This is a genomic window from Mycobacterium sp., from assembly GCF_039583785.1.
GTDB lineage: Bacteria > Actinomycetota > Actinomycetes > Mycobacteriales > Mycobacteriaceae > Mycobacterium.
Genome location: NZ_JAVKSG010000051.1, coordinates 1 through 25,647 on the forward strand (window position 1 = coordinate 1; position 25,647 = coordinate 25,647).

Consider the following 25,647-nt stretch of genomic DNA (forward strand, 5'->3'; position numbering starts at 1 on the left):
GGGCCGGCGCCACCGGCGAGTCGGCGATGGACGCCGGCAACATGATCAAGCCGATGCTGGCCCGCGGCGAGCTGCGGCTGGTCGGCGCGACCACGCTGGACGAGTACCGCAAGCACATCGAGAAGGACGCCGCGCTGGAACGCCGCTTCCAGCAGGTGTTCGTCGGTGAGCCGTCGGTGGAAGACACCGTCGGCATCCTGCGTGGCCTGAAGGACCGTTACGAGGTGCACCACGGGGTGCGCATCACCGACTCGGCGCTGGTCGCCGCCGCCACGTTGAGCGACCGCTACATCAGCGCGCGCTTCCTGCCGGACAAGGCCATCGACCTGGTCGACGAGGCCGCGTCCCGGTTGCGGATGGAAATCGACTCCCGACCCGTCGAGATCGACGAGGTCGAGCGGCTGGTCCGGCGGCTCGAGATCGAGGAGGTGGCGCTGGCCAAGGAATCCGATGATGCGTCGCGCGACCGACTGGAGAAGCTGCGCGCGGAACTGGCCGACCAGAAAGAGAAGCTGGCCGAGCTGACCACCCGCTGGCAGAACGAGAAGAATGCGATCGACGCCGTTCGCGAGCTCAAGGAGCAACTCGACACGTTACGCGGGGAGTCCGAGCGCGCCGAGCGTGACGGGGACCTGGCCAAGGCCGCCGAGCTGCGCTACGGCCGCATCCCGGAAGTCGAGAAGAAGCTCGACGCCGCGGTGCCGCACGCCGAAGCGCGCGAGAACGTGATGCTCAAGGAAGAAGTCGGGCCCGACGACATCGCCGAGGTGGTGTCGGCGTGGACCGGCATTCCCGCCGGCCGCATGCTCGAGGGCGAGACCGCCAAGCTGCTGCGCATGGAAGACGAGCTGGGCCGGCGCGTCATCGGGCAGAAGAAAGCCGTCGCCGCTGTTTCTGACGCGGTGCGTCGCACCCGGGCCGGGGTCGCCGACCCCAACCGGCCGACCGGGTCTTTCATGTTCCTGGGCCCGACCGGTGTCGGCAAGACCGAGCTGGCCAAGGCGCTGGCGGAGTTCCTGTTCGACGACGAACGCGCGATGGTCCGCATCGACATGAGCGAGTACGGCGAGAAGCACTCGGTGGCCCGCTTGGTCGGTGCGCCACCCGGTTACATCGGCTACGACCAGGGCGGTCAGCTGACCGAGGCGGTGCGGCGGCGTCCGTACACGGTGATCCTGTTCGACGAGATCGAGAAGGCCCACCCCGACGTGTTCGACGTGCTGTTGCAGGTGCTCGACGAGGGGCGTTTGACGGATGGTCAGGGCCGCACGGTCGACTTCCGCAACACCATCCTGATCCTGACGTCCAACCTCGGGTCGGGCGGCAGCGAGGAGCAGGTGATGGCCGCGGTGCGCTCGGCGTTCAAGCCGGAGTTCATCAACCGACTCGACGACGTCATCGTCTTCCACGGCCTGGAGCCCGGCGAGCTGGTGGCCATCGTCGACATCCAGCTCGCCCAGCTGGACAAGCGGCTGGCGCAACGCCGGCTGCAGCTTGAGGTGTCCGATGCCGCCAAGAAGTGGCTGGCCCAGCGCGGGTTCGACCCGGTCTACGGCGCCCGGCCGCTGCGGCGGCTGGTGCAGCAGGCCATCGGCGACCAGCTGGCCAAGATGCTGCTGGCCGGCGATGTGCACGACGGCGACGTGGTGCCGGTCAACGTCAGTGCCGACGGCGACTCGTTGGTGCTGGGCTGATTGCCCGTAGCTATGCTGCTGGCAGGCTGGAGCGTTCTTGCCGGGAAGGCAGGCGGCACCTGTGGAGCAAGCGCAGATCACCGAAACCGGCTTCACTATTCGCCTGGTAACGATGCGGTCGAAGAAGTCGTTCGCCGAAGTCACAGGTGAAATCGAGCGCTTGTTTCAGCCCTACGACCTTGACACGCTGAGCACCTTAGCGGCGGCGGGCGACGCGGAAGAGTTCACCGCCTACGCCGAGCAGGTGGACGGGCAAAGCGGATTCGGGATGTTCTTCCAGCTGGATATGGGATCGCTGATGCGGCCTGGTGGGATAGCCGTTGAGTCGAAGCTTTATCTGATCGGCAGCGTCCTCACTGGGCAGGGTCTCTTCGGGTACTCCGGGGTGGCAGGGTTGGGGGCGCCGGTGCGATTTTGTGTATCGCAGCGTGACGGCGAAGACACCAGAATAGACATCGATCGGCCGACGTCGTTTCATAGCCAATTTCCTGAGTTGAACGCCTCTGCGGTTCCCGCCGAAAAGGACGCGCGCATGCTCCCACTGCTCGCGACGGCCGCCGGAATCACGTGGCCTGAGTCCGGCGAATCGCACTAACCGTTGCGGTGGGTGCCGAAGCGGTAGCAAACTTTAATTCTGTTGTGACCTGCTGGCATTCTCGCTTGGGGGGTGGTAGCAGTTAGGCTACGTGGCGATGGTTCCGCTTTGGTTCACGCTCTCTGCGCTGTGCTTCGTCGGTGCGGCGGTGTTGCTGTACGTCGACATCGACCGCCGCCGGGGACGAGGACGGCGCCGCAAGTCGTGGGCGCGTTCGCACGGGTTCGACTACGAGCAGGAATCCACCGAGATCCTCAAGCGCTGGAAGCGCGGCGTGATGTCGACGGTGGGCAGCAACATCCCGGCCTGCAACGTCGTGCTCGGTCAGATCCGCGGCGAGGCGGTCTTCATCTTCGACCTCGAAGAAGTCGCCACCGTGATCGCCCTGCACCGCAAGGTCGGCACCAACGTCGTCATCGACCTGCGACTCAAGGGCCTCAAAGAGCCTCGCGAGAACGACATTTGGCTGCTCGGCGCGATCGGGCCGCGGATGGTGTATTCCACCAACCTGGACGCCGCCCGTCGTGCCTGCGACCGCCGGATGGTCACGTTCGCCCACACCGCGCCCGACTGCGCCGAGATCATGTGGAACGAGCAGAACTGGACGCTGATCAGCATGCCGATCGGTAGCACCCGCGCCCAGTGGGACGAAGGCCTGCGCACCGTCCGCCAGTTCAACGACCTGCTACGGGTGCTGCCGCCAACGCCGCAGTCGGCCGGATCGTCCGGAACTCCGCAGGCGACCAGCCGCAACACCTCGCCCAGCCGCCCGCTGGCCCCCGCTGGCCGCGGTGAGGCCCCGCAGCGCCAACCCGCCGAATCCGTGTCGCGGGAGAGCGGGACGACGACGCGCGCGGCCGCAAGCCCGCCGCCGTCGTCGCGTCAGGAGCAGGTCCGCCGTCCGCCGGCCGGTCGCAACGGTCACCAGGCGTCATACCAGCAGCGCTGAGTCTGGGTCGCCTCCAGGCTAAGTACACTGGCTCCGTGTCTCGCCCCGTCGCCCTGATCATCGGGCCCACTTCGGGTATCGGCCAAGGCTTTGCGCGACGCTGTGCCGCTGACGGCGATGACCCGGTGCTGGTGTCCCGCGAGACCCTCGCCGAAGTCGCCCGCGGCAACACGCTCATCATCCCCGGGTTTCAGTACAAGGCGATCACCACCGTCACCCGGCTGGTGCCGCGAACCCTGTCGCGCGCCGCCACGAGTGTTTTTGGGCGGGGCCGTGGCCGCACCTGAACTTTCTGAACTAGCGCAGTTGGTAAGACAATTGGCGGTGGTGCATGGCCGCGTCACGTTGTCGTCGGGCAAAGAGGCCGACTACTACGTGGACCTGCGCCGGGCCACCCTGCACCACCGGGCGGCTCCGTTGATCGGTCGGCTGGTCCGCGACCTCACCGCCGACTGGGACTACGCCGCGGTCGGTGGCCTCACCCTGGGCGCCGACCCGGTCGCCACCGCGGTCATGCACGCCCCCGGCCGCCCGATCGACGCTTTCGTCGTGCGGAAGTCGGTGAAAGCCCATGGAATGCAACGTCTTATCGAAGGGCCCGACATCACCGGCCAGCGGGTCCTGGTGGTCGAGGACACCAGCACCACCGGCGGATCGGCGCTGACCGCGGTGCGCGCCGTGCTGGCGGCCGGCGCGCAGGTGGTCGGCGTCGCGACGGTCGTCGATCGTGCTACCGGGGCGGCCGAAGCCATTGAGGACGAAGGGTTTCCGTACCGCAGCGTGCTGGGGCTGGCGGACCTCGGGCTGGCTTAGTCACCGTGCGCACTGTCCTGGCGATCATCGCGGCGTTGACGTTACTCTGCGCCTGTTCGAATTCTTCTGCGCCGCAACAGGTGTACGGCTCCGGAACCGCGCGGATCGGTGAATCGCTGGCGGTGCTGGGCTGGAACACGTCGATCTCGAACCTGCGCTGGCAAGACGACTACGTGCTCGTCGACGTCGATGCAGCCCCGACCGACGCGGCCAAACCGCATGCCGACCCCCGCGACATCCGCTTCGGGTTGTACGGCGCGTTGGCGCATCCGCTGGAAGCGGCCGGCATCGGCAGCTGCGACGGGGTCAAAAACCTGGTCGTCCAATCGCTTTCCGCGCCCGGCGGCAACCGGCTGGCCGGAACGGTGTGCCTGGGCCCGCTGAAGGACCGGGCCGCCGTCCGCGGCGTCTACCTGTATTCACCCCGTGACCGCATCGCGGACACCGCGGCGGCCTATCCGGCGGCGTTCCCGGTCGGGCTGCTGCCGACTAAGGAAAGTGACACCGGGATGGTGGTCAAAACGACCAGCGTCGCAGCGTGGCGGGCCGACGGCACACCGCTGAACCAGGCCTCGCTCGGCGACCCGGCGGCGTTCACCGGCAGCGGCTACATGTTGCTCGGTCTGCAGGCCGACACCGTCGCGGCCAAATACCGCGACGACTCCGCGGGCCGCGGCGGACCGATGATGCTGCTCGCCTCGCCGACGCTGCCGCCGCCCGGCCTGAATCCGGCCTGCGCGACCTACGGATCCTCGGTGCTGATCCTGCCCGAGGCGTCGCTGGACGCCGTGCACGTCAACGCCTCGCTGTGCACCCAGGGCGACCTCAACGACGCGCTGCTCTACGCGACGGTCGCGATCGTGGGTACCCACGCCGCGGTGTGGACCGTCAAATGAGCCAGCCCGGCCCGGGGCCCACCGAATGGGCCGTACCGGCGTCCGGCGTCGGGAGCGGGGTAGGGCCTTGGCAAGGGGATCTGCCCGACGACCCACGCTATGACCCCGAGTTGCTGCGCGACGGCGACTCCCGCAACGTCGTCGACGCCTACCGGTACTGGACACGGGAGGCGATCGTCGCCGACATAGACAAGCGCCGTCACCCGCTCCACGTCGCGATCGAGAACTTCGGCCAGGACGCCAACATCGGCGGGGTGGTGCGCGCCGCCAACGCATTCGCCGTCGACACCGTCCACATCGTCGGCCGTCGCCGGTGGAATCGGCGCGGCGCCATGGTCACCGACCGCTACCAGCGACTTTTGCACCACGACGACACCGCCGAACTGTTGAGCTTCGCCGCCGCCGCGGGCCTGACGGTGGTCGCCGTCGATATCGTGCCGGGTGCGGCCCGACTGGAGCAGACCACGCTGCCGCGGGACTGCCTGCTGCTGTTCGGTCAGGAAGGACCCGGCATCAGCGACGACGCCCGCGACGGCGCCGCGCTGACCGTCTCGATCGCGCAGTTCGGGTCGACCCGCAGCATCAACGTCGCCGTCGCTGCGGGCATCGCCATGCATGCCTGGATCTGCCAGCACGGGGACATCGCGGCCGCCTGGTAGGGCAGGATCACCCACCATGGATCAGGTGTGGGTCAACCGGGCGGTCAGCGCGGAGGCCGCTGTGGTTGGCCGCCATCTGAAGAAGCTGTGGGCGCTGCCCGGCACCCAACTCGGCGTGGTGGGCTGGCCCGCAACCCGGCGCGACCGCTGGTTCGGCGGCTGGCACTACTGGTGGCAGGCGCATCTGCTGGACTGCCTGGTCGACGCCGAACTGCGCGACCCCCAGGAACAGCGCCGCATCGAGATCGCGCGGCAGATCCGCGGACATCGGTTGCGTAACAACGGATCCTGGGTCAACAGCTACTACGACGACATGGCCTGGCTGGCACTGTCGCTGGAGCGGGCGGCGCGGATCGCGACCGTGGAACGTCCGCGCGCGCTGCGCACGCTGCACGATCAACTGGTCAAAGCGTGGGTGCCCGAAGACGGCGGCGGCATCCCGTGGCGCAAACAGGACCAGTTCTTCAACGCTCCGGCCAACGGTCCGGCCGGCATCTTCCTGGCCCGCTACGGCGACCGGATGCGGCGCGCCCAGCAGATGGCCGACTGGATCGACGAGACGCTGATCGACCCCGAGACGCACCTGGTGTTCGACGGCGTCAAAGGCGGTTCACTGGTCCGCGCCGAATACACCTACTGCCAGGGCGTGGTGCTCGGCCTGGAAACCGAACTGGCCGCCCGCACCCAAGATGACCGGCACGCGGCCCGGGTGCATCGCCTGGTGGCCGCGGTCGACGAGCACATGGCGCCGGGCGGGGTGATCCGCGGGGCCGGCGGCGGCGACGGCGGGTTGTTCGCCGGGATTACCGCCCGCTACCTGGCGCTGGTCGCCACCGCGCTGCCGGGGGATTCGGTCGACGACGGCAAGGCTCGCGACACCGCCCGCAACATCGTGCTGACGTCGGCCAAGTCAGCATGGGACAACCGTCAGACTGTGCAGGGTCTGCCGTTGTTCGGCCCGTTCTGGGACCGCCCGGCCGACCTGCCGGCAGCCGCCGGTGCGCACGCTCAGTTCGTGGCGGGTGCCGTCACCGCGTCCGAGATCCCCGAGCGTGATCTGTCGGTGCAGCTGTCCGGTTGGATGCTGATGGAAGCCGCGTACGCCGTAACCGAAGGGACCAGCGATGAGTAAAGTCCGCGCCGACGCCGAGTCGGCGTTGCACGGCCTGTTGAAGGACGGAATCACGATCGCCGCAGGCGGTTTCGGCCTGTGCGGCATTCCGGAAAACCTGATCGAGGCCCTGGTGGACAGCGGCGTCCGGGATCTCACCATCGTCGGAAACAACGCCGGCGTCGACGATTTCGGCATGGGGCTGCTGCTCAACGCGGGTCAGGTGTCCAAGGTCATCGCCTCCTACGTGGGCGAGAACAAGGAGTTCGAGCGCCAGGTGCTGGCCGGTGAGCTCGACCTGGTGCTGACGCCGCAGGGCACGTTGGCGGAGAAACTGCGGGCCGGCGGCGCGGGCATTCCCGGCTTCTACACGCGCACCGCCTTCGGTACCAACCTGGCCGAGGGTAAAGACACGCGGGTCTTCGACGGCACGGAATACGTTCTGGAAGAAGGCATTCGGGCCGACGTGGCGATCGTGAAGGCGTGGAAGGGGGACAAGTCGGGCAACCTGATCTACCGCAAGACCGCCCGCAACTTCAACCCGATGATCGCCACCTGCGCCACGGTGACCGTCGCCGAGGTGGAGGAACTCGTCGAGGTCGGCGAGCTGGACCCAGACCAGATCCACACCCCGGGCATCTACGTCGACCGGATCATCGAGGGCCCCGCCTACCAAAAGCGCATCGAGTTCCGCACTACCACCGGTGGCACCGGGGTCGAGAAAGCCAACCCGATCCGCGAGCTGATGGCCAAGCGTGCCGCCAAGGAGTTGCGTGACGGCTACTACGTCAACCTGGGTATCGGCATTCCGACGTTGGTGGCCAACTTCATTCCGGACGACATCACCGTCACACTGCAGTCCGAGAACGGGCTACTCGGCATCGGTGCCTATCCGGCCGAGGACGCCGTCGACCCCGACCTGGTCAACGCCGGCAAGCAGACCGTCACCAGCCTGCCCGGGTCGAGTTACTTCAGCAGCGCCGATTCGTTTGCGATGATCCGCGGCGGCCACATCGACCTGTCCATCCTGGGTGGCCTCGAGGTCGCCGAGAACGGCGATCTGGCCAACTGGATGGTGCCCGGCAAGATGGTCAAAGGCCCCGGCGGCGCAATGGATTTGGTGTCCGGCGTCAAACGGGTCATCGTGGTGATGGACCACACCGCCAAGGACGGCAGCCCGAAAATCCTGAAGCAGTGCTCACTGCCGGTCACCGGCAGGGCCGTCGTGGACCTGATCATCACCGACCTGGGTGTCTTCGAGGTCGAACCCGGGCACGGGCTCACGCTGATCGAGCTGCACCCCGGCGTCACCGTCGCCGACGTCCGCGCCAAGACCGGATGCGACTTCAAGACCGCCGTCTGACCATACCGCCGTATGGTAGAAGCCATGACTACCCGACGTAACGTCCTACTCGGCACCGCGTTCGGTGTGCTCGCCGGTGCCGGCGCTTTGACCGCGGTCACCGCAACCGGCGCACCGAGCCGTCCGGCTCGAGCGTATGCGATCAACCACCCCGACCAGGAGTGGCGCCAACTGCTGTCGCCCGCGGCATACGACGTGCTTCGCAATGCGGGCACCGAGCGGCCCTACAGCAGCCCGCTCAACGGCGAGCATCGATCCGGGGTCTTCACCTGCGCGGGCTGCGGGCAGGCCCTCTACTCGTCGACCACCAAGTTCGAGAGTGGCACCGGCTGGCCCAGCTTCTACAAACCGCTGGACAACGTCGTGTTCGAGCAAGCAGACCACAGCGGGGGAATGTCGCGCACCGAGGTGCTCTGCAGCCGCTGCGGCGGGCACCTCGGCCACGTCTTCAACGATGGCCCGCAACCAACCGGCCTGCGCTACTGCATGAACGGCGTGGCGATGGGTTTTCGCCCGGCGTAGCTGATTGGCGAACGGGCCGCGGTGACGACTGAACGAGGTGTGGTTCATCGGCTTTTTCTGCCGTCCGACGTTGATCGGTTTCGTCGCCGAGCAATCGAGACGTTTCGCCCAGCGCATAGCCGACCTAGGAACCCGAACCGTCACCCACCGCGGCTAAGTGGTCCCGGAGTCGACCATTATTTCCAGAAAGCATTCATAGGTTGGGCGTACATGTCGTTGTCGGTGAGCGGGGCCAGAGTTCCCGGCGCAGGACGCAAGGCGTCTTCGATGGTGGACATCAGGTCGTACTGGTTGTAGTAGGTGTCGGTGGTGAAGGGGCCGGCTTGCATCCCCCCAGCCGTCACGGCGTCCTGGTTCGGGATGACGATCATCGGAACGTTGTTACCTTCATTACCGATACCCAGTGACGGTTCGTTGTTGTCCTCGTCCCACGTGACGATGATCGCGTCCTTCTCGTTCGGGTCAGTCCACGTGGGCGAGTCCTCAATGGTGGATATCGTGTGCTGGAGGTACTGGTCCTGAGCCACCACGCCGGACTGCTCGTTCAGGAGGTCGCCCTTAATAAAGTTGAGGATGCTGTCAAGTTCGCTGCTAGGCGCGTCACTGCCGGGTTTGACCCACGCGAAGTCCGGGAAGGTGCTCGGGTTCTGCAGAGCGCTGGACAAATCCGACTGCGGGAAAATGTGTTCCTGCAGGTAGGCGGGGGTGTTGTCGTAGACGTAGCTGAATAGGCCGAAGGGCGTTGCGTCGACGGCGTCTTGCGGCGTTATGTCGGTGGTACCCGGGGCGATGCCCTGCTCGTAGCCGGCCCACGATACGCCCGCCTGATCCATTTCTTGCATGAGGCTGGGTGCTTTGACGACGTCCGTGTCGGGGTTGTAGTCGATGCCGAAGCCCGACCCGCCCATGACCCGGATGTAGTTGGCGTCGCTGGGGTGGCTCAGCGAGTAGTAGTTGCTGTCGAAATCCTCTGTCTTGATCAGGCTGTTGATGAACGGCGCGTTGGGGTTGCCCACGAGGGCGCCGTCGCCCTCGTTCTCCAAGTAGATCAGGAACACGTGATTGAGGTGGCCGACGTCGGACACCGGTGGGGTGAGCGGCGCCGCGGTGAGATTTGGATCGCCGACCGTGAACGACTCGTTGGCGGCGTACGCGCCGTTGTAGTCGCCGAGGAAATGGTTTTCGTCGTGGAAGGTGGTGGTGACCTCCGCGGAGGTGGTGCCCTCCGGGACCGTCCCGGTGATATCGCGTTCCTCAAAACCGGTGAAACCCAGGCGATCCCATATCGTGACCGGGTTGAGCGAGCCGGTGCCCAGCACGTCCCCGTTGGCGTTGAGGAAGGTGACCTGCTCTGAGGTATAGGACGCGTTCAAGCCCTGGCCGCCGAGATCTGCACTGAGCTCGTACGGCGTTCCGGCTGCGCCGGTGAGGTTGACGGTTTGGCTGATGCTGGACGTGGCCACGGGTCCGCCGCCGGCGAAATTGTCGTCGCCGGCCGGGGTGCCCGGCGGCGCATCCGGAAAGCCGCCCAACCCCGTCAACGCTGGGAAGGGAGACGATAATGGCGACGGATAACCAAGCGGGGTGCCGTATTGGATTACGGTCGGGGTGCCGGTCTCCGTCCAGCCCGGAATGGTCACCCCGCTGTAGCCCGACCCGGACGGGTCGGCAATTTCGAAGTCGGGGTTGACCAGCAAGTTCTGACTCATCGGCTGCGCAGCAGCGCCGGCGGTGGCTTCGCCAGCCGGAGCGACGTGGTTAAACCAGGTGTTGAGCGCGGTGTCCAGCTGCTGACCCAACGCGCTCCAGTCCTGTTCCAGCGCATGCAACCAGCCATCAGCCGGGCTGGCCGCGGCCACCGAGCCCACATCGGCGGCATCCACACCCAGACCGCCCAACTCCGGAACCGCCCCGGAAACGCCAGCCAGATCGCCGGACGAACCCGTGATCGCAGCGAAGACCTGGTCAATGACCGCGTCAATCCCATCGGCACGGGCCTTGGGCGCAGAAGCCAGCGGCGCCAGCCCCAACGCCAGAAACGCACTGACCGCCCCGGCCGTCCCGATGGCGCGTCGACGCCGCTGCGCCGTCACCGTACATGAAGCTAGCTTCTGCTTCCCGGAGTTACGATGCGCCATTATTCGTCAACTTTCCTGAGCGGAAGATGAGATGTGCGTGAGAGAATAACGCAGCGCCCAGGGAATTTGCAACGGGTCTGGGGTGCCAGACATGGTCATCGAGGACGGGCCGATCGAGATCGAGACTTCGCCTGGGAAGACGCCGGTGACCAGCGAGGTGCTGGTGTTGTCGGTGCGTCCCAAGGCGTCGCAAGCCGATCGATGCTCGCGGTGCCGGCGCCGCTGCCCGGGCTATGACGGCGGGGAGGGGATCCGGCGCTGGCGCAGCCTAGTCTAAGCGGTCGTCGTCAGTCGGCGACCGTCAACTGGCCTTCGTCGACCTTGGCAGCCCGGCGGCGCCTCAGGTAGGCCCGGCCGGTGGCGATGAAGGCCGGAATCATCGACACGAACAGGATCGCCAGGACGATCTTTTCCAGGTTCTGGTGGATGAACGGAATGTTGCCCAGGAAGTAGCCGGCGACCGTCACGCCGCCACCCCACAGGATGCCGCCGACGATGTCGAAGGCCAGATACACCGGGTAGCGCATGTAGGAGACCCCGGCGACCACCGGTGTGAACGTCCGCACGAACGGCATAAACCGGGCCAGGATGATCGCCGCCGGTCCGTACTTCTCGAAGAAGGCGTGCGAATCGGTCACATGGTGCTGCTTGAAGAACCGCGAGTCTTCCTTCTTGAACAGGGCCGGCCCGATCCGGCGGCCGATGAAGTAGCCGGTCTGGTCACCCGCGATCGCGGTCAGCGCCACCGCCGGCGCCAGCACCCAGATGTCGAGGGTGCCGTGCGCGGCTAGCAGGCCACCGGTGAACAGCAGCGACTCACCGGGCAGCAGCGGAAACAGCAGACCGGTTTCGACGAAGACGATGGCCAGGATTGTCGGCAGAACGGCCGATGCGAACAGTCCTTGAGGACCGATCCAGTACATCGGGTCGAGGATGTTGGGCATAGCCACGATGGTTTCTGCGGCGGGTTTCACGATGCTCAAGATACCGGCGTCGATGGTCGGCCTTCGCCGGCCGGGCTGCGGGCACGCCGAAGGTGTTGCGATACTGATGCAACACGTCAGGAAGGAAGCCGCATGCCCATCGCAACGCCAGATGTCTACGCCGAGATGCTGCGACGCGCCAAGGGGAACGAGTACGCCTTCCCGGCGATCAACTGCACCTCGTCCGAGACCGTCAACGCCGCGTTGAAGGGGTTCGCCGACGCGGGTAGCGACGGCATCATCCAATTCTCCACCGGCGGTGCGGAATTCGGCTCCGGCCTGGGAGTGAAAGACATGGTTGCGGGCGCGGTCGCGCTGGCCGAGTTCACCCGCAGCATCGCTGCCAGATATCCGATCAACGTCGCGCTGCACACCGACCACTGTCCGAAGGACAAGCTGGACGGCTACGTGCGGCCGCTGCTGGCGATCTCCGCCGAGCGGGTGGCAGCGGGCAAGGATCCGCTGTTCGGATCGCACATGTGGGACGGCTCGGCGGTGCCGCTCGACGAGAACCTGGAGATCGCCCAGGAGCTGCTGAAGTTGGCCGCCGCCGCCAAGATCGTGCTGGAGGTCGAGATCGGCGTGGTGGGCGGTGAAGAAGACGGCGTCGAGGCCGAGATCAACGACAAGCTCTACACCACACCGGAGGACTTCGAGAAGACCATCGACGCGCTGGGTTACGGCGAGCACGGTCACTACCTGTTGGCCGCGACGTTCGGCAACGTGCACGGCGTCTACAAGCCCGGCAACGTGAAGCTGCGGCCCGACATCCTGGATCAGGGGCAGAAAGTCGCGTCCGCCAAGCTCGGCCTGGCCGACGGATCCAAGCCGTTCGACTTCGTCTTCCACGGCGGATCCGGCTCGCTGAAGTCCGAGATCGAAGAGGCGCTGCGCTACGGCGTGGTCAAGATGAACGTCGACACCGACACCCAGTACGCCTTCACCCGGCCGCTGGCCGCGCACATGTTCACCAACTACGACGGCGTGCTGAAGGTCGACGGCGAGGTCGGCAACAAGAAGGTCTACGACCCGCGCAGCTACCTCAAGAAGGCCGAGGCGTCGATGACCGAGCGGGTGATCGAGGCCTGCAACGACCTGCACTGCGCCGGAAAGTCCGTCTCGAACTAGCTTTTACGCCACGAACGTGAAGTTGGCTTCACGTTCGGCGAGGCTGGGAAAAAACCTCAGCCGGAACTGGACTCGCAGATCTTCCACTGGTCGTCGCGGTACTGCAGGTCGAAACTGCGTGACGAGCGGGTCTGCGGGGCGTAGGCCACGAACGCGGTCACGTTGGCTTCGGCATGGGTCCCGTTGACGACGACCTGGTCGATGCTGGCGACGACGGGATATTCCTGCGCCGCCGCGACGCGCTGGTAGACGTCGTTCCACTCGTTCTGATTGTAGGTGACGTAGTCGTCGCGCATGGTGCCGCAGGTGAGGCTGCGCAGCGTGGTCAGATCGCCGGTCTGCACCGCGGCGTCGAAGTGCTGAATCGTGTTGCGCACCTGGTCTTCCTGCGACGCATGCGGCTTCCTGTCGTTGCGGGTCAGCAGCACGGTGCCCAACACCGCGATCGCGGCGAACGCCAAGATGATCAGGATCAGCGCCAGCACCCAACCCCAGCTGCGCTGACTGGGCGGACGAAATTTGGCCCCCAACCGAGGCGGAATCAGTTGCGGCGTAGCAATTCTCGCGCCTGCTTGGCCCGAGGCGAAGACCTCGGTGGCGGGGTCGTTGGCCGCGTTGATGATCGCGGTTTCCTTGGCGTCGAAACCCGGAGCGGTGAAGCGTCGTTCACCGGGTTGCAGCGCAGGCATCGGCGGTTGCGGCTGCTGCCCGGACAGGCCGATCACCTCAGTCGCGGGATCGGCCCCGCGTTGGGTTTCGGTGGTCTTGTCGTCGGCGTCAGCCTCGGATTCCACCGGGTCGCCCGGGGCGGCTCGATCGGCGGCGTCGGACGTTTTGTCGCGGTCAGACCCTGATGGATTGGGCATAGGCGCAGCTGTCCTCTTCGGTGTCGAAATACCTATAGCAGCTTAGCGACCCGACGCTGGGTTGTAGGTGGCGGTATCGGTTGAAAAGACGCGGCACGGCACAATATCCCCATGACGCCGATGCATGATCTGCTGGGACCGAATCCGATCTTGTTGCCCGGTGACCCGGACGCCGAGGCCCAGTTGGACGCCGGCGACAACCCGACTGCCGTCGCGGCCGCGCACCCCTCCGCGTCGGTGGCGTGGGCGGCGCTGGCCGAAGACGCGCTCGCCGACGACAAGGCGATCACCGCGTACGCCTACGCCCGCACGGGCTATCACCGCGGCCTGGACCAGTTGCGCCGTAATGGTTGGAAGGGTTTCGGTCCGGTGCCGTTCTCGCACGAGCCCAATCGAGGTTTTCTGCGATGCGTCGCGGCGCTGGCGCGGGCGGCCGACGCGATCGGCGAGACCGACGAGCAGGCCCGCTGTCTGGATCTGCTCGATGACTGCGACCCGGCTGCCCGCCGGGGCCTCGGCCTCAGCTGACCGTTCAGAAGCCGGGGGCGCACTGGCCGACACCGTCCGCGGGTTCGATCTGGATGGTCGCGTGGTCGAGTCCATGCGCGGCCAGAACCGCTTGAGCCTCGTGCAGCACCCGGGCCGAGTTGTCGCAGCCGGCCAGGTGCGCGGTCACCATGTCTTTGCCGGGTACCAGCGTCCAGACATGTAAGTCGTGTACCTCGGTCACGCCGTCGACCGCCGCCAGTGCGGTGCGCAGTTCGTCGACGTCGATGTGGCTGGGCGAGGATTCGGACAGGATGCGCAGTGCGCCCGCGGCCAGTGCCAACGCCCGGGGGAGTACCCACAGCGCGACGAGGACGGCGACCACCGCGTCGGCGTAGGGCCAGTGCGTGGTGACGGTGACCACGCCGGCGACGAGCACCCCGACGCTGCCGACCATGTCGGCGATGACCTCCGTGTAGGCGCCCTTGACGGCCAGGCTGTGCGACGAGTGCGAACGCAGCAGCAGCGCTACCGCGGCGTTGGTGGCCAGCCCGGTCAGCGCGACGACGATCATCGGGATGCCAGGTACGTCGGGTGCGTGGCCGATGCGGCCGATCGCCTCACGCAGGATCAGCGTGGCGACCCCGATCAGCAGCACAGCGTTGACGACGGCGGTGAAGACCTCGGCGCGGTGCCAGCCGTAGGTACGGGCCGGTGACGTGCTGCCGCGCTGGGCGAGGATGACTGCGCACAGTCCCATAAAGCTGGCCGCGACGTCGGTCAGGATGTGGCCGGCGTCGGCGAGCAACGAGATAGATCCGATCAGCAGTGCCGTGGTCAGCTCAACGACGAAGAAGGCGCCGAGCAGCGCGGTGGCGATTGCGAGTCTCGGCGCGGGCGTGCCCGAGCTCGGATGATCGTGGCCGGCACCCATGAACAGAAATATATGCGTAATAACGCATGTATCGCAAGGTCTACAGCAGGTGCCGCCAAAACTGGGTGAGCCCGGCGCCGAGCTGCCACAGCATCCGGGGTACGCCGGAAAATTCGAAGACGTAGTCGACCATCCCGAAGAACCACTGGTTGAGCGGTTGGGTGAACAACAGGAAGAACAGCAACATGAAGCCGTACGGCTTGAACTGTGCCAGCGCCCGCTGAGTCTCCGGGCTCAGGTGCGGCTCCAGGGCGTTGTAGCCGTCCAGGCCGGGGATGGGTAGCAGGTTCAGCAGCAGCGCGGTGATCTGTAGGAAGCCCAGGAACGCCACTCCGGCCCACAACACCGGGTGCCGCGGGTCGAAGAACAGGTTGGTCACCTCCAGCAGAACCACGGCCAGCAGCAGATTCGCTGCCGGACCGGCCAGACTGACCAGCGTGCGCTGCCGGGTCGTCAGGTACGACGTCCGCACGTACACCGCCGCGCCCGGCAGACCGATCCCGCCGATCGCGGTGATCGCGATCGGCACCACGATCGACCACACCGGGCTGACGTAACGCCGCGGATCCATATCCAGGTATCCCCGCAGCGCGATGTCGTGGTCGCCGAATCGCCAGGCCGTGAAGGCGTGGCCGAACTCGTGCAGGCACAGCGACACCACCCAGCCGGCGATCACCATGACGAACACCCCGGCGTAGGCCAGCGGAGTCACGTCGTCGCCCACCCAGTACGCCAGCCCGCCGCCGAGGACGGTCAGGCCGACAATGGCCCAGAAGATCGGGCTGGGTCGCACCGACTGGTGCACAGGCGTATTCACGTCACGAAGCTACCGGACCGCAGCCCTGCGCCAGATCCGCGGCGCTCGTCACCGGACCGCGAGCCAACCCTCGATGTGTCGGTAAATCGTGGAGCGGCGCACCGCCCGCGGCGCGACCACCCCGTCGCGGGCCACCGATATGCCAACGCCGCCAAGCTGCGCGGCCCGGCCGGTCAACCAGCGCCGGGTACCCGACACGCGGGCCCGCAGCCCGGGCAGTGCCGCCGTCGGCTCGACGGTCACCTCGGCGACGTCGCCGTCGAACAGCACCGCGTCATCGACGATCGCCTCTCCGTGCAGCAGCCGCTCCCCGTCTGCGGGCCGCCAGAGGGCGAACCCGACGATCACCGTTCCGGTGTCGTCGCGGATCAGCGGCAGCCGCTGAGCCGACCCGCGCACTGCCCGCCGGGCGGCCCGGCGACCGGCCGGCAGGCGATAGGCCCGGGTGGCCGGCGTGCGGCGCCGTGGAACGTAGGCCACCTCGACGTCGAGCAGCTCCGCACGCAGCAGCCGGGTCAGCACCGACGCGAGGTCGGCGTCGGTGCCGAGCACCACCAGCCGTCGCGCCGAGGCGATCGCCGCATCGATGTCATCGGGACCGGCAACCGGCAGCCCTCGCAGGGCGCGCGGCAGTCGGTCGCCGAACGCCAACACGGCGGTATCTGGAATATTCAGAAGCGTCCTCGCAAACGGCTGGGCTATTGTGGGTCACCGGCTGGACCACAATAAGCGGCCTGAATACGTGGGATTAGGCGGGAGCGAGTCATGCCGGCAATCGTCCTGATCGGCGCCCAGTGGGGCGACGAGGGCAAGGGCAAGGCCACCGACCTGCTCGGCGGCCGTACCAAATGGGTCGTTCGCTATCAAGGCGGCAACAACGCCGGGCACACCGTGGTGCTGCCCACCGGCGAGAATTTCGCCCTGCACCTCATCCCGTCCGGGGTTTTGACGCCCGGCGTCACCAACGTCATCGGCAACGGCGTGGTGATCGACCCCGGCGTCCTGCTCGACGAGCTGAAGGGCCTCGAAGACCGCGGCGTAGACACCTCGAAGCTGCTGATTTCGGCCGACGCGCACCTGCTGATGCCGTATCACGTGGCCATCGACAAGGTCACCGAGCGCTACATGGGCAACAAGAAGATCGGCACCACCGGCCGCGGCATCGGACCCTGCTACCAGGACAAGATCGCCCGCCAGGGCATTCGGGTCGCCGACGTGCTCGATCCGCAGAACCTCACGAACAAGATCGAGGCCGCGCTGGACTTCAAAAACCAGGTGCTGGTCAAGATCTACAACCGCAAGGCGCTCGACCCGGCGCACGTCGTCGAAGCGCTGCTGGAGCAGGCGGAGACCTTCTCCCACCGGATCGCCGACACCCGGCTGCTGCTCAACACCGCGCTGGAGGCCGGCGAGACTGTTCTGCTGGAAGGCTCGCAGGGCACGTTGCTCGACGTCGACCACGGCACCTATCCCTATGTGACGTCGTCGAATCCGACCGCCGGCGGCGCGGCCGTCGGCTCCGGCATCGGCCCGACCCGGATCACCACCGTGCTGGGCATCCTCAAGGCCTACACCACCCGCGTCGGGTCGGGCCCGTTCCCGACCGAGTTGTTCGACGACAGCGGCGAATATCTGTCCAAGACCGGCGGCGAGTTCGGCGTGACCACGGGCCGGCGCCGGCGCTGCGGCTGGTTCGACGCCGTCATCGCGCGCTACGCCACCCGGGTCAACGGCATCACCGACTACTTCCTGACCAAGCTCGACGTGCTGTCCAGCCTGGAGACCGTCCCGGTGTGTGTCGGCTACCGGATCGACGGCAAAGAGACCTCCGAGATGCCGATGACCCAGAGCGATCTGCATCGCGCCGAGCCCATCTACGAAGAACTGCCCGGCTGGTGGGAAGACATCTCCGAAGCGCGCGAATTCGACGACCTGCCCGCGAAAGCGCGTGACTACGTGCTGAGGCTGGAAGAGCTTGGCGGAGCTCATATTTCATGCATCGGTGTGGGCCCGGGTCGTGACCAGACCATCGTGCGTCGCGACGTGCTGGCGGCTCGCCCGTGACCGACTCACCAGAGCAGCTGGACCCCGACTACGACCATCACGGCGGATTCCCGGAATACGGCGCCGCCAGCCCGGGCCCGGGCTTCGGCCGATTCGTCGCGGCCATGCGTCGGCTGCAGGACCTCGCGGTGTCCGCCGACCCCAGCGACGACCTCTGGAACGACGCCGCCGCGCACGCCGAGGCGCTGGCCGACCAACTCGCGCCGTTCACGGCGCGCGAAGGCCAGGCCCCGGCCGGCCGATCGCCGCAACTGCCCGGGATGGGCAGCCTGCTGCTGCCGCCCTGGACGATGAGCCGGTACGACCCCGACGGCGTGGAAATGCGCGGCCACTTCAGCCGGTTCCACGTCGGCGGCAACGGCGCGGTGCACGGCGGCGTGCTGCCGCTGCTGTTCGACCATGTCTTCGGGATGGTGGTGCACGCCGCTGCCCGGCCGATCAGCCGCACCGGCTTCCTGCATGTCGACTACCGCAAGATCACCCCGATCGACACCCCGCTGGTGGTCCGCGGCCACGTCGCCGCGACCGAGGGCCGCAAGGCGTTCGTCCGCGGCGAACTGCTCGACGGCGACACCCTGCTGGCCGAGGCCAACGGCCTGATGATCCGGCTGCTGCCCGGCCAGCCGTAGCACCCCACCTATCCTTGGGCACGTGACCACGCCGCACAACGAGTCGACCCCGCAGCCGAGCGATGCCGATCGGCCGACGGTGATGTTGCTGGGGTCCGGCGAGTTCAGCCGTGAGCTGGCGATCGCCCTGCAGCGGCTGGGCGCCCAGGTGATCGCCGTCGAGCGATACGCCGCTGCGCCGGCGCATGGCGTGGCCGACCAGGCGCTGGTGGTCGACATGACCGACACCGACGAGCTGGACGCCGCGATCGGGCGGCTGCAGCCACACGTGGTGGTGACGGCGTCGGACGCTGTCGCCGTCGATGCGTTGACAGCTACCGCATCGGAGGCCGATGGCCTCGCCACACAGTTCGTCCCCACCGCTCGCTGTGCCCGGCTCACCGCCGACCGGGAAGGCCTGCGTCGGCTGGCCGCCGACGAGCTCGGCCTGCCCACCGCGCCGTTCTGGTTCGCGGGCTCGCTCGACGAGCTGCGCGCCATCGCCGACCACGCCGGCTACCCGCTGCGGGTGCAACCGGTCGCTGCCATCGGCGCGCAGGGACAGTCGGTGGTGCTGCTGCCGGGCGACCTCGAACCGGCCTGGCAGCGGGCAGTGTCCGCCGGCGGCCGGCGGGCGCAGCGCCGGGTGCTGGCCGAGACCCTTGTCGAAATCGACTTCCACGTCACGCTGCTGACGGTGTGCAGCAAGGGCCCGTCGGGGCCGACGCTGGACTTCTGCGCGCCGATCGGCCACGGCGACGCGATTGGTGACGTGCAGGAATCCTGGCAGCCCCAAGACTTGAGCCCGGCGGCGCTGGACGCCGCCAAGTCGATCGCCGCCCGGGTTGTGAAGGCGCTCGGCGGGCGCGGCCTGTTCGGGGTCGAGCTGATGGTCCGTGGCGACGAGGTCTACTTCAGCGGCGTCACCGCTCGGCCGTTCGAGAGTGGCCTGGTTACCGTTCGCACCCAGCGGCTTTCGGAATTCGAGTTACAGGCGCGGGCCATCCTGGGTCTGCCGACGGACACCATCATGGTCTCTCCGGGTGCGGCCGCAGTGATCTACGCCGGCGCCGACGGGGTCCCGCAGCGCGAGCGAGGTGGCGCGCTGGGCGATGCGCTGCGGACCACCGAGAGCGATGTGCGGGTATTCACTCGTGACGAGTCTGAGGCCGGGCGGCCACTGGGAGCCACTGTCGTGACCGCGGCAGACGTGAGCACGGCACGCGGGCGTGCCCGCGATGCGTCGGCCGCGCTGCGCAGGCTGTGGTAGCAGGCGAGGCCGCGGCGCCGACGGGGGTGCGGATCCGCACCCGCATCCATGTGACCGGCGGTGAGGCGGGGGCGATTACCGGCGCGGTGGAGGATCAGTACCACCTGGTCGTGCCACGCTCGACGCTGCAGACCTGGGCTGACGGCTACGAACGACGACCAGAGGCGCGGTCTGTGGTCAAAGGTCAACCAATCATTTCTGCGCTGCCACAGGATCGTGCTGGATAAGCGCGGCTGCCATTTGTTGGGGTCGCGGAGGCGTACGTTCTGGCCGCATTCAGGCGCGCCGGCGTGCCTATGCAACGGATACGGCCGTCAATTGACGTGCTTCTGCGAAACGTCGGGCCTCACGCGCTGGCCTCACGGGACCTCTACACGGACGGCGCAGAGGTTCTGTGGGACTTCGCACAGCGGTCTGGCGAAGGAAGTCCAGATGACGAAGTCGTCAAGCACCTGATTGTTCCGCGGTCCGGTCAGTACGTCTTTAAGGACATCGTTCAGCACTACCTAAAGCAGATCCGATTCGATAACGATAACTACGCCAAGCTAATTCGGCTACCTCAATACGGCGAAGCGAACGTGGTGCTCGACCCTACTAGGGGTTATGGGCAGCCGGTCTTTGCCGCCAGCGGCGCAAGGGTCGCTGACGCCCTGGGGCCGCTGCGCGCCGGCGAGACATTCAAGGCGGTAGCTGCGGATTACTGAGTCTCCGAGAAAGACCTGCGTACCGCGCTTGATACCATCGCCGCTTGACCAGCGAATCGCCGCGATCGCCGTGGCCGCACAAGGCCATGGCCCGTTTGTCTACTCAGTACAGGCGCATCGGATCGTCAAGCTGCTCTGACTGCCACCCCCGCCGATCGTCCAGTGCGCTTCTGTCACACAGGCAAGTCCTGCGCGGCCTCGTGCCGCGATACGGTGATAGACATGTCGACCCCGGAGAGCCCATCTCAGGCGAGGAGATCTTCGAGCGCAGCGGGCGCCAGCGACCAGGGAAATGCCGGTTCAAGTACAACGTCCGGCCGCGCCTACGCCGGAGATATCACCCCCGAGCAGGCGTGGAAGCTACTCAGCGAGCACCCCGAGGCGGTTCTGGTCGACGTTCGTACCGACGCCGAGTGGCGTTTCGTCGGTGTTCCCGACCTGGCCAGTCTGGGCCGCGAAGTCGTGTACGTCGAGTGGAATGGCGCCGACGGTAAGCGCAACGAAAACTTCGTCGCCGAGTTGCTCGAGCATGTCCCGGCCGGCGGCGACCGCCCGGTGGTGTTCCTGTGCCGCTCCGGCAACCGTTCGATCGGCGCGGCCGAGGCGGCTACCGAGGCTGGCGTCGCTCCGTCGTACAACGTGTTGGACGGCTTCGAAGGCCAGCTCGACGGCGATTGTCACCGCGGCGGAACAGGCTGGCGGGCAATCGGTTTGCCGTGGAAGCAGACATGAGCTCGACCGACCACGAGAAGCCGGTGCCCTCGGTCCGCATACCGCAGCAGTTGCCCGACGGCGTCAGCCAGGCCACCATCGGGGTGCGCGGCGGAATCCTGCGGTCGCAGTTCGATGAGACCAGTGAGGCCATGTACTTGGCGTCCGGCTATGTCTACGGTTCCTCCGCCGAGGCGGAGCAGGCGTTTACCGGTGAGGTGGACCGCTACGTCTACTCGCGCTACGGCAATCCGACGGTCAGCATGTTCGAGGAGCGCCTGCGTCTGATCGAGGGCGCTCCCGCGGCATTCGCCACCGCCAGCGGAATGGCGGCGGTCTTCACCTCGTTGGGCGCGTTGCTGGGCGCTGGTGATCGACTTGTGGCTTCCCGCAGCCTGTTTGGCTCATGCTTCGTCGTGTGTAGCGAGATTCTGCCGCGCTGGGGTGTTCAGACCGTGTTCGTCGACGGCGACGACCTGTCCCAGTGGGAGGAGGCGTTGTCGGCGCCAACGCAGGCGGTGTTCTTCGAGACCCCGTCCAACCCGATGCAATCGCTGGTCGACATCGCCGCAGTTACTGAGCTCGCCCATGCATCGGGGGCAAAGGTGGTGCTGGACAACGTCTTTGCGACTCCACTGCTCCAGCAGGGCTTTCCGCTCGGCGTCGACGTAGTGGTCTACTCGGGCACCAAACACATCGACGGGCAGGGCCGGGTGCTCGGTGGTGCCATCCTCGGCGACAAAGAGTACATCGACGGACCGGTGCAGAAACTGATGCGCCACACCGGGCCCGCGATGAGCGCCTTCAATGCCTGGGTTATGCTCAAAGGCCTTGAAACGCTGGCGATTCGCGTCGACTACCAGAACAACTCAGCACAGCGGATCGCCGAGTACCTGGAGCGTCACTCCGCGGTGCGGTGGGTTCGCTATCCGTTCCTGCCGTCGCACCCGCAGTACGACCTGGCCAAGCGCCAGATGTCCGGTGGCGGAACAGTGGTGACCTTCGAACTCGATGCCCCGAACGGGGCGGCCAAGCAACGGGCGTTCGAGGTGGTCGACGGACTTCGGCTGATCAACATCTCCAACAACCTGGGCGATTCGAAATCCCTTGTCACCCATCCGGCGACGACAACCCATCGTGCGATGGGACCCGAAGGCCGCGCCGCTATTGGTTTGGGCGACGGGGTCGTTCGCATCTCGGTGGGCCTCGAGGGCACCGAAGACCTCATCGCCGATCTCGAAAGGGCTTTAGGCTAGGAGTCTGCTGGGAATTCGCTGTCCATTTGCAATCGACATGTCCGGAAATGGAAATTGCCACATTGGTCACACGCGTTACCCGGCTATTCATCTGACCGTCGTGTGATCTTTCCAACTGTAGGAAACTTCGGCGCAATAGTAACGTCATAGGGAATGTGCCCGATAGCCGTACGACAGTGCGTCGATCGCAGCGTCGTACTTGCCTGACTGCGTCGGGCCCGAAATGGAGAGACTTGAGTGATATCGAGCATCAGCCGGCCGCGGACGTCACCTCATCCGCTGACCGGTGATTTCTATGAGTGGGTTGTCATCGTCGACGGCGATGAAGTCGCCTGGCAGAGCTACGCCGGCCCGCTGAGATTCGACGAAACCGATTTCGCCATCGCGACCCGGAAATTGCTGTCGATCGAACCCGGCGAACTCCCCGAACTGGTGGCAGAGCACGTCGAATTCGCGGCACCCAGCCAAGGGCAGCGCCGCCTGGTGGTGCATTCGACCACGCCGTATGCCAGCAGCTTCGAAACCGATCTCACCGCAATGGTCGAGGGCCGGCCTGTCCTGGACCTCACCACGTATGTGGAGACGCGCGGCTTGTACCTGGCCCGCAGCGGCGATCTCGTCATCGGACGCACCCAGCCGTGGCGGCACGGCACCGCGGCGGAAGGTGTTGAGCGCCTGGTACTTCCGGATACCGACTACTATTACATGTCTCAGGCCCTGCTGCGCCGTGCGGTCGACGGTGGCGACCGCGATCCGGTGATTCGCCGGATCATCGAGTTCCTGCGGGCGAATCCGTCAACGGTGGTGAGCCCCTACGATTTCGAGCCCGAATTCCAGCTATTCGTGACGTGGCTGGCCCGGATGACCGGCCTTGGCCGAATTCGGGTCGACGCCAACGACTCTCGGCTGGGGGTGTGGAACCGGAAGCGCATGCTGCATCCGACGGTCGAGGCGGCGCTGAGTCTGGAAAGCCAGGTGAATGGACAGCCAGGTCCGGTCATCCTGGAGCGCGAGCACCGGTCCAGCGAGGCGTTCACCCACCTGCAAGCGCCCATTCCCGTGCTGCCCGGCTACGCCGTCCCCTGGCAGGAAGATTGCGACGACTTCTGTCGCGAGCTGCTGCGGGCGGGTGCGCTTCTGCAGGGCCGCTACCGCCTGACGCACGCCTGCCTCAAGCCTTCCGACGGCGGCAACGGCGGACGGATCACGCCCGGAATCGAGCTCGACGACACCGTTCGTCTGCGGGAACTCGCGGCCGGCGCCTGGAAGCTGGGCGGTGACCAGGTTCTCGAAGCGCACGTCACCTACTTCGAGCGCGAAGTAGGCGGCGAACGCGTCTTGACCACACCGTCGGCGCATGTGCGCTCGGGCGAGTTGCTCGACGGACTCACCCTGCAATTCATGCGTGGCACGTCGTGGAAGGGCAACATCTTCGTCGGCACCGAGGAGTGGCAGCGCCTCGGGCTGGACCGCAGTGTGTATACCGCGCTGCGCGAGACGATGACCGATCTCCATCGGCGGCTGGGTTTGCTGCACTGCGGCATCGACTTCGCGGTCGGCACCGTCGGCGGCGTGTTCGGCGACACCGTGATGGCCGCGGTCCAGGACATCAATCCGAAAGTCACCGGGGCGCTGTTCTTGCGGGAGTTCATGGCACGCCATCCCGAGGTCGGGTCCGGCGCGGCCACCCGCGTCCTGAGTCCGGACGCTACGGCAAGTGCCGAGCGGATTCGCGCGTTGGTCGCGCAATGCTCGACCGCCGAACAGCCCTGCGAGGAAGTGGGTGTCGTGCCCGGCTGCTGGGCGATGATCGCCACGTCGGCGACGACGTCGCTGACGGCCGGTGCTCAGGCGTTGACCATGGAACGGACGCTCGCTGCCGCGGACTGATCCCGCTTGGTGACAGCGGGATAACAAGTCGTGCGACGCGCTGGCTGAATACCGGGAACGGCGTGGTGTGCAACTTATCGTCGCGTTGTGTACCGCCGTACTGTTCTCAAATTGCCGCTGGTGTTGGCGGCAGGCACGGCTTTAGCCCACGCGTCGCGCGCCTCCGCTGATCCGCCACGAGCCTCCGCCGAGTCGAGTCGGTGGTCGTCCGATCGAGCCAACCGCTGGTACCAGGCGCAGGGCTGGCCTGTCGGCGCGAATTTCATTACGTCCACCGCAATCAACCAACTCGAGATGTTTCAGCCGGGCACCTATGACCCGCGCCGCATCGACACTGAACTCGGTTGGGCCCGCGCGCACGGACTCAACTCGGTCCGGGTTTTTCTGCACGACCAGTTGTGGGCTCAGGATTCGCGCGGCTTCCAGACCCGCCTGGCGCAGTTCGTCGGCATCGCCGCGCGGCACCGCATCAAACCGCTGTTCGTGTTGTTCGACTCCTGCTGGGATCCGTTCCCAAAACTGGGCCAGCAGCACGCGCCGACGCCCGGGGTGCACAACTCCGGCTGGGTACAGAGTCCTGGCGCCGAACGCATCGACGACGCGCGCTACACCCGCACCCTGCAGGACTACGTCACCGGCGTCATGACCCAATTCCGAAGCGACGAACGGGTTTTGGGGTGGGATGTGTGGAACGAACCCGACAACCCCGCGCCGCAATACGCCCGCGTCGAGCGCAGCGACAAGCTGGACCGGGTGGCCGACCTACTTCCTCAGGTCTTCAGCTGGGCACGCTCGGTCGATGCGCGTCAGCCGTTGACCAGCGGCGTGTGGGATGGTGAATGGGCAGATCCCGGTGGCCGCACGACAATCCAGAACATTCAGCTGGCCAACTCCGACGTGATCAGCTTCCACTCCTACGCCGGCCCGTCGACCTTCGAGTCGCGGATCAACGAGCTCACCCCGCACGGTCGCCCGATTCTGTGCACCGAGTACATGGCTCGCCCGAAGGGCAGCACCATCGAATCGATCCTGCCAGTTGCCAAGCGAAACAACGTCGGTGCGATCAACTGGGGTCTGGTGGCCGGCAAGACGCAGACCTACTTCCCGTGGGACTCCTGGAACCACCCGTACTCGGCGGTCCCCAAGGTGTGGTTCCACGATCTGCTGCGCCCGGACGGTACCGCGTTCCA

25 protein-coding genes and 2 pseudogenes are annotated in these 25,647 nt (G+C 66.6%); 21 read left to right on the top strand and 6 right to left on the bottom strand.

The window, feature by feature from the left end; translation table 11 throughout:
- The 10 genes and pseudogenes from ABDV69_RS14985 to msrB form a co-directional block, all read left to right on the top strand.
- Nucleotides 1-1,694, top strand: a 1,694-nt coding sequence (locus ABDV69_RS14985; protein WP_343575696.1) for an AAA family ATPase, incomplete at its 5' end; no start/stop codon positions are given.
- Nucleotides 1,695-1,755: 61 nt separating this feature from the next.
- Nucleotides 1,756-2,289: a hypothetical protein gene (locus tag ABDV69_RS14990; protein ID WP_343575697.1), complete on the top strand. Its 534-nt coding sequence runs from the start codon at nucleotides 1,756-1,758 to the stop codon at nucleotides 2,287-2,289.
- A gap of 97 nt (nucleotides 2,290-2,386) precedes the next feature.
- Nucleotides 2,387-3,238 carry a trehalose monomycolate transport factor TtfA gene (gene ttfA, locus ABDV69_RS14995; RefSeq protein ID WP_343575699.1) on the top strand — a complete coding sequence of 284 codons (852 nt, stop codon included), beginning with the start codon at nucleotides 2,387-2,389 and terminating at the stop codon, nucleotides 3,236-3,238.
- Between the two features lie 146 nt (nucleotides 3,239-3,384).
- Nucleotides 3,385-3,525, top strand: a pseudogene (locus ABDV69_RS15000) (short-chain dehydrogenase); the annotation flags it as partial.
- The gene (pyrE, locus tag ABDV69_RS15005; protein ID WP_343575700.1) at nucleotides 3,512-4,051 is read left to right on the top strand and encodes an orotate phosphoribosyltransferase; all 540 of its coding nucleotides are present in this window, start codon (nucleotides 3,512-3,514) and stop codon (nucleotides 4,049-4,051) included. The pseudogene ABDV69_RS15000 and the gene pyrE, both read left to right, overlap by 14 nt.
- A gap of 5 nt (nucleotides 4,052-4,056) precedes the next feature.
- Nucleotides 4,057-4,947: a hypothetical protein gene (locus ABDV69_RS15010; RefSeq protein ID WP_343575701.1), complete on the top strand. Its 891-nt coding sequence runs from the start codon at nucleotides 4,057-4,059 to the stop codon at nucleotides 4,945-4,947.
- The gene (locus ABDV69_RS15015) at nucleotides 4,944-5,606 is read left to right on the top strand and encodes an RNA methyltransferase (RefSeq protein WP_343575704.1); all 663 of its coding nucleotides are present in this window, start codon (nucleotides 4,944-4,946) and stop codon (nucleotides 5,604-5,606) included. The genes ABDV69_RS15010 and ABDV69_RS15015 overlap by 4 nt, the downstream gene beginning before the upstream one ends.
- A 16-nt stretch (nucleotides 5,607-5,622) precedes the next feature.
- Entirely contained in the window at nucleotides 5,623-6,738 is a 1,116-nt protein-coding gene (locus ABDV69_RS15020; RefSeq protein WP_343575706.1) for a glycoside hydrolase family 76 protein, read from the top strand.
- Nucleotides 6,731-8,080, top strand: a complete 1,350-nt coding sequence (locus ABDV69_RS15025) for a 3-oxoacid CoA-transferase subunit B (protein ID WP_343575708.1) — start codon at nucleotides 6,731-6,733, stop codon at nucleotides 8,078-8,080. The genes ABDV69_RS15020 and ABDV69_RS15025 overlap by 8 nt, the downstream gene beginning before the upstream one ends.
- A 24-nt stretch (nucleotides 8,081-8,104) precedes the next feature.
- A complete protein-coding gene (gene msrB, locus ABDV69_RS15030; RefSeq protein WP_343575710.1) occupies nucleotides 8,105-8,602 on the top strand; it encodes a peptide-methionine (R)-S-oxide reductase MsrB in 498 nt (165 codons plus the stop codon).
- A gap of 176 nt (nucleotides 8,603-8,778) precedes the next feature.
- Here msrB and ABDV69_RS15035 read toward each other — a convergent pair whose 3' ends face one another.
- Nucleotides 8,779-10,695: an alkaline phosphatase family protein gene (locus ABDV69_RS15035; protein WP_343575712.1), complete on the bottom strand. Its 1,917-nt coding sequence runs from the start codon at nucleotides 10,693-10,695 to the stop codon at nucleotides 8,779-8,781.
- A gap of 136 nt (nucleotides 10,696-10,831) precedes the next feature.
- Here ABDV69_RS15035 and ABDV69_RS15040 point away from each other — a divergent pair, with 136 nt between their 5' ends.
- Nucleotides 10,832-11,017: a hypothetical protein gene (locus ABDV69_RS15040; RefSeq protein WP_343575744.1), complete on the top strand. Its 186-nt coding sequence runs from the start codon at nucleotides 10,832-10,834 to the stop codon at nucleotides 11,015-11,017.
- Between the two features lie 10 nt (nucleotides 11,018-11,027).
- Here the strand turns inward: ABDV69_RS15040 and ABDV69_RS15045 are convergent, their stop codons facing one another.
- On the bottom strand, nucleotides 11,028-11,684 hold the full coding sequence (locus ABDV69_RS15045; RefSeq protein ID WP_343575740.1) for a DedA family protein: 657 nt from the start codon (nucleotides 11,682-11,684) through the stop codon (nucleotides 11,028-11,030).
- A gap of 132 nt (nucleotides 11,685-11,816) precedes the next feature.
- On the opposite strand from ABDV69_RS15045, the gene fbaA reads away from it, so the two are divergent.
- Nucleotides 11,817-12,851 carry a class II fructose-bisphosphate aldolase gene (fbaA, locus tag ABDV69_RS15050; RefSeq protein ID WP_343575714.1) on the top strand — a complete coding sequence of 345 codons (1,035 nt, stop codon included), beginning with the start codon at nucleotides 11,817-11,819 and terminating at the stop codon, nucleotides 12,849-12,851.
- 56 nt (nucleotides 12,852-12,907) lie between these two features.
- Here the strand turns inward: fbaA and ABDV69_RS15055 are convergent, their stop codons facing one another.
- Nucleotides 12,908-13,717 carry a hypothetical protein gene (locus ABDV69_RS15055; protein ID WP_343575717.1) on the bottom strand — a complete coding sequence of 270 codons (810 nt, stop codon included), beginning with the start codon at nucleotides 13,715-13,717 and terminating at the stop codon, nucleotides 12,908-12,910.
- 111 nt (nucleotides 13,718-13,828) lie between these two features.
- Between ABDV69_RS15055 and ABDV69_RS15060 the strand changes: the two genes are divergently transcribed.
- Nucleotides 13,829-14,245, top strand: a complete 417-nt coding sequence (locus tag ABDV69_RS15060; RefSeq protein WP_343575720.1) for a DUF3151 domain-containing protein — start codon at nucleotides 13,829-13,831, stop codon at nucleotides 14,243-14,245.
- A 4-nt stretch (nucleotides 14,246-14,249) separates the two neighbouring features.
- Here the strand turns inward: ABDV69_RS15060 and ABDV69_RS15065 are convergent, their stop codons facing one another.
- Genes ABDV69_RS15065 through ABDV69_RS15075 form a run of 3 tightly spaced genes read right to left on the bottom strand, consistent with a single transcriptional unit; the run spans nucleotide 14,250 to nucleotide 16,629 of the window.
- Nucleotides 14,250-15,137 carry a cation diffusion facilitator family transporter gene (locus ABDV69_RS15065; RefSeq protein WP_343575722.1) on the bottom strand — a complete coding sequence of 296 codons (888 nt, stop codon included), beginning with the start codon at nucleotides 15,135-15,137 and terminating at the stop codon, nucleotides 14,250-14,252.
- Nucleotides 15,138-15,177: 40 nt separating this feature from the next.
- Nucleotides 15,178-15,954 carry a site-2 protease family protein gene (locus ABDV69_RS15070; protein WP_343575723.1) on the bottom strand — a complete coding sequence of 259 codons (777 nt, stop codon included), beginning with the start codon at nucleotides 15,952-15,954 and terminating at the stop codon, nucleotides 15,178-15,180.
- A 48-nt stretch (nucleotides 15,955-16,002) separates the two neighbouring features.
- Entirely contained in the window at nucleotides 16,003-16,629 is a 627-nt protein-coding gene (locus ABDV69_RS15075; RefSeq protein ID WP_343575743.1) for a peptidase M50, read from the bottom strand.
- Between the two features lie 90 nt (nucleotides 16,630-16,719).
- Here ABDV69_RS15075 and ABDV69_RS15080 point away from each other — a divergent pair, with 90 nt between their 5' ends.
- From ABDV69_RS15080 to ABDV69_RS15115, 8 genes and pseudogenes are all read left to right on the top strand, one after another.
- Nucleotides 16,720-18,018: an adenylosuccinate synthase gene (locus ABDV69_RS15080; RefSeq protein WP_343575724.1), complete on the top strand. Its 1,299-nt coding sequence runs from the start codon at nucleotides 16,720-16,722 to the stop codon at nucleotides 18,016-18,018.
- Nucleotides 18,015-18,647, top strand: a complete 633-nt coding sequence (locus tag ABDV69_RS15085) for a PaaI family thioesterase (RefSeq protein WP_343575725.1) — start codon at nucleotides 18,015-18,017, stop codon at nucleotides 18,645-18,647. Before ABDV69_RS15080 ends, ABDV69_RS15085 begins: the two co-directional genes overlap by 4 nt.
- Nucleotides 18,648-18,669: 22 nt before the next feature.
- Nucleotides 18,670-19,896 carry a formate-dependent phosphoribosylglycinamide formyltransferase gene (gene purT / locus ABDV69_RS15090; protein WP_343575728.1) on the top strand — a complete coding sequence of 409 codons (1,227 nt, stop codon included), beginning with the start codon at nucleotides 18,670-18,672 and terminating at the stop codon, nucleotides 19,894-19,896.
- Between the two features lie 101 nt (nucleotides 19,897-19,997).
- Nucleotides 19,998-20,600, top strand: a pseudogene (locus tag ABDV69_RS15095) (DUF433 domain-containing protein); the annotation flags it as partial.
- A gap of 222 nt (nucleotides 20,601-20,822) precedes the next feature.
- Nucleotides 20,823-21,332, top strand: a complete 510-nt coding sequence (locus tag ABDV69_RS15100; protein WP_343575731.1) for a rhodanese-like domain-containing protein — start codon at nucleotides 20,823-20,825, stop codon at nucleotides 21,330-21,332.
- Nucleotides 21,329-22,567: an O-succinylhomoserine sulfhydrylase gene (locus ABDV69_RS15105; RefSeq protein ID WP_343575734.1), complete on the top strand. Its 1,239-nt coding sequence runs from the start codon at nucleotides 21,329-21,331 to the stop codon at nucleotides 22,565-22,567. The genes ABDV69_RS15100 and ABDV69_RS15105 overlap by 4 nt, the downstream gene beginning before the upstream one ends.
- A 237-nt stretch (nucleotides 22,568-22,804) precedes the next feature.
- Nucleotides 22,805-24,457 (top strand): hypothetical protein, encoded by a 1,653-nt coding sequence (locus ABDV69_RS15110; RefSeq protein WP_343575736.1) that lies wholly within the window; start codon nucleotides 22,805-22,807, stop codon nucleotides 24,455-24,457.
- Nucleotides 24,458-24,544: 87 nt separating this feature from the next.
- A partial coding sequence (locus ABDV69_RS15115; protein ID WP_343575738.1) for a cellulase family glycosylhydrolase occupies nucleotides 24,545-25,647 on the top strand: 1,103 nt, incomplete at its 3' end.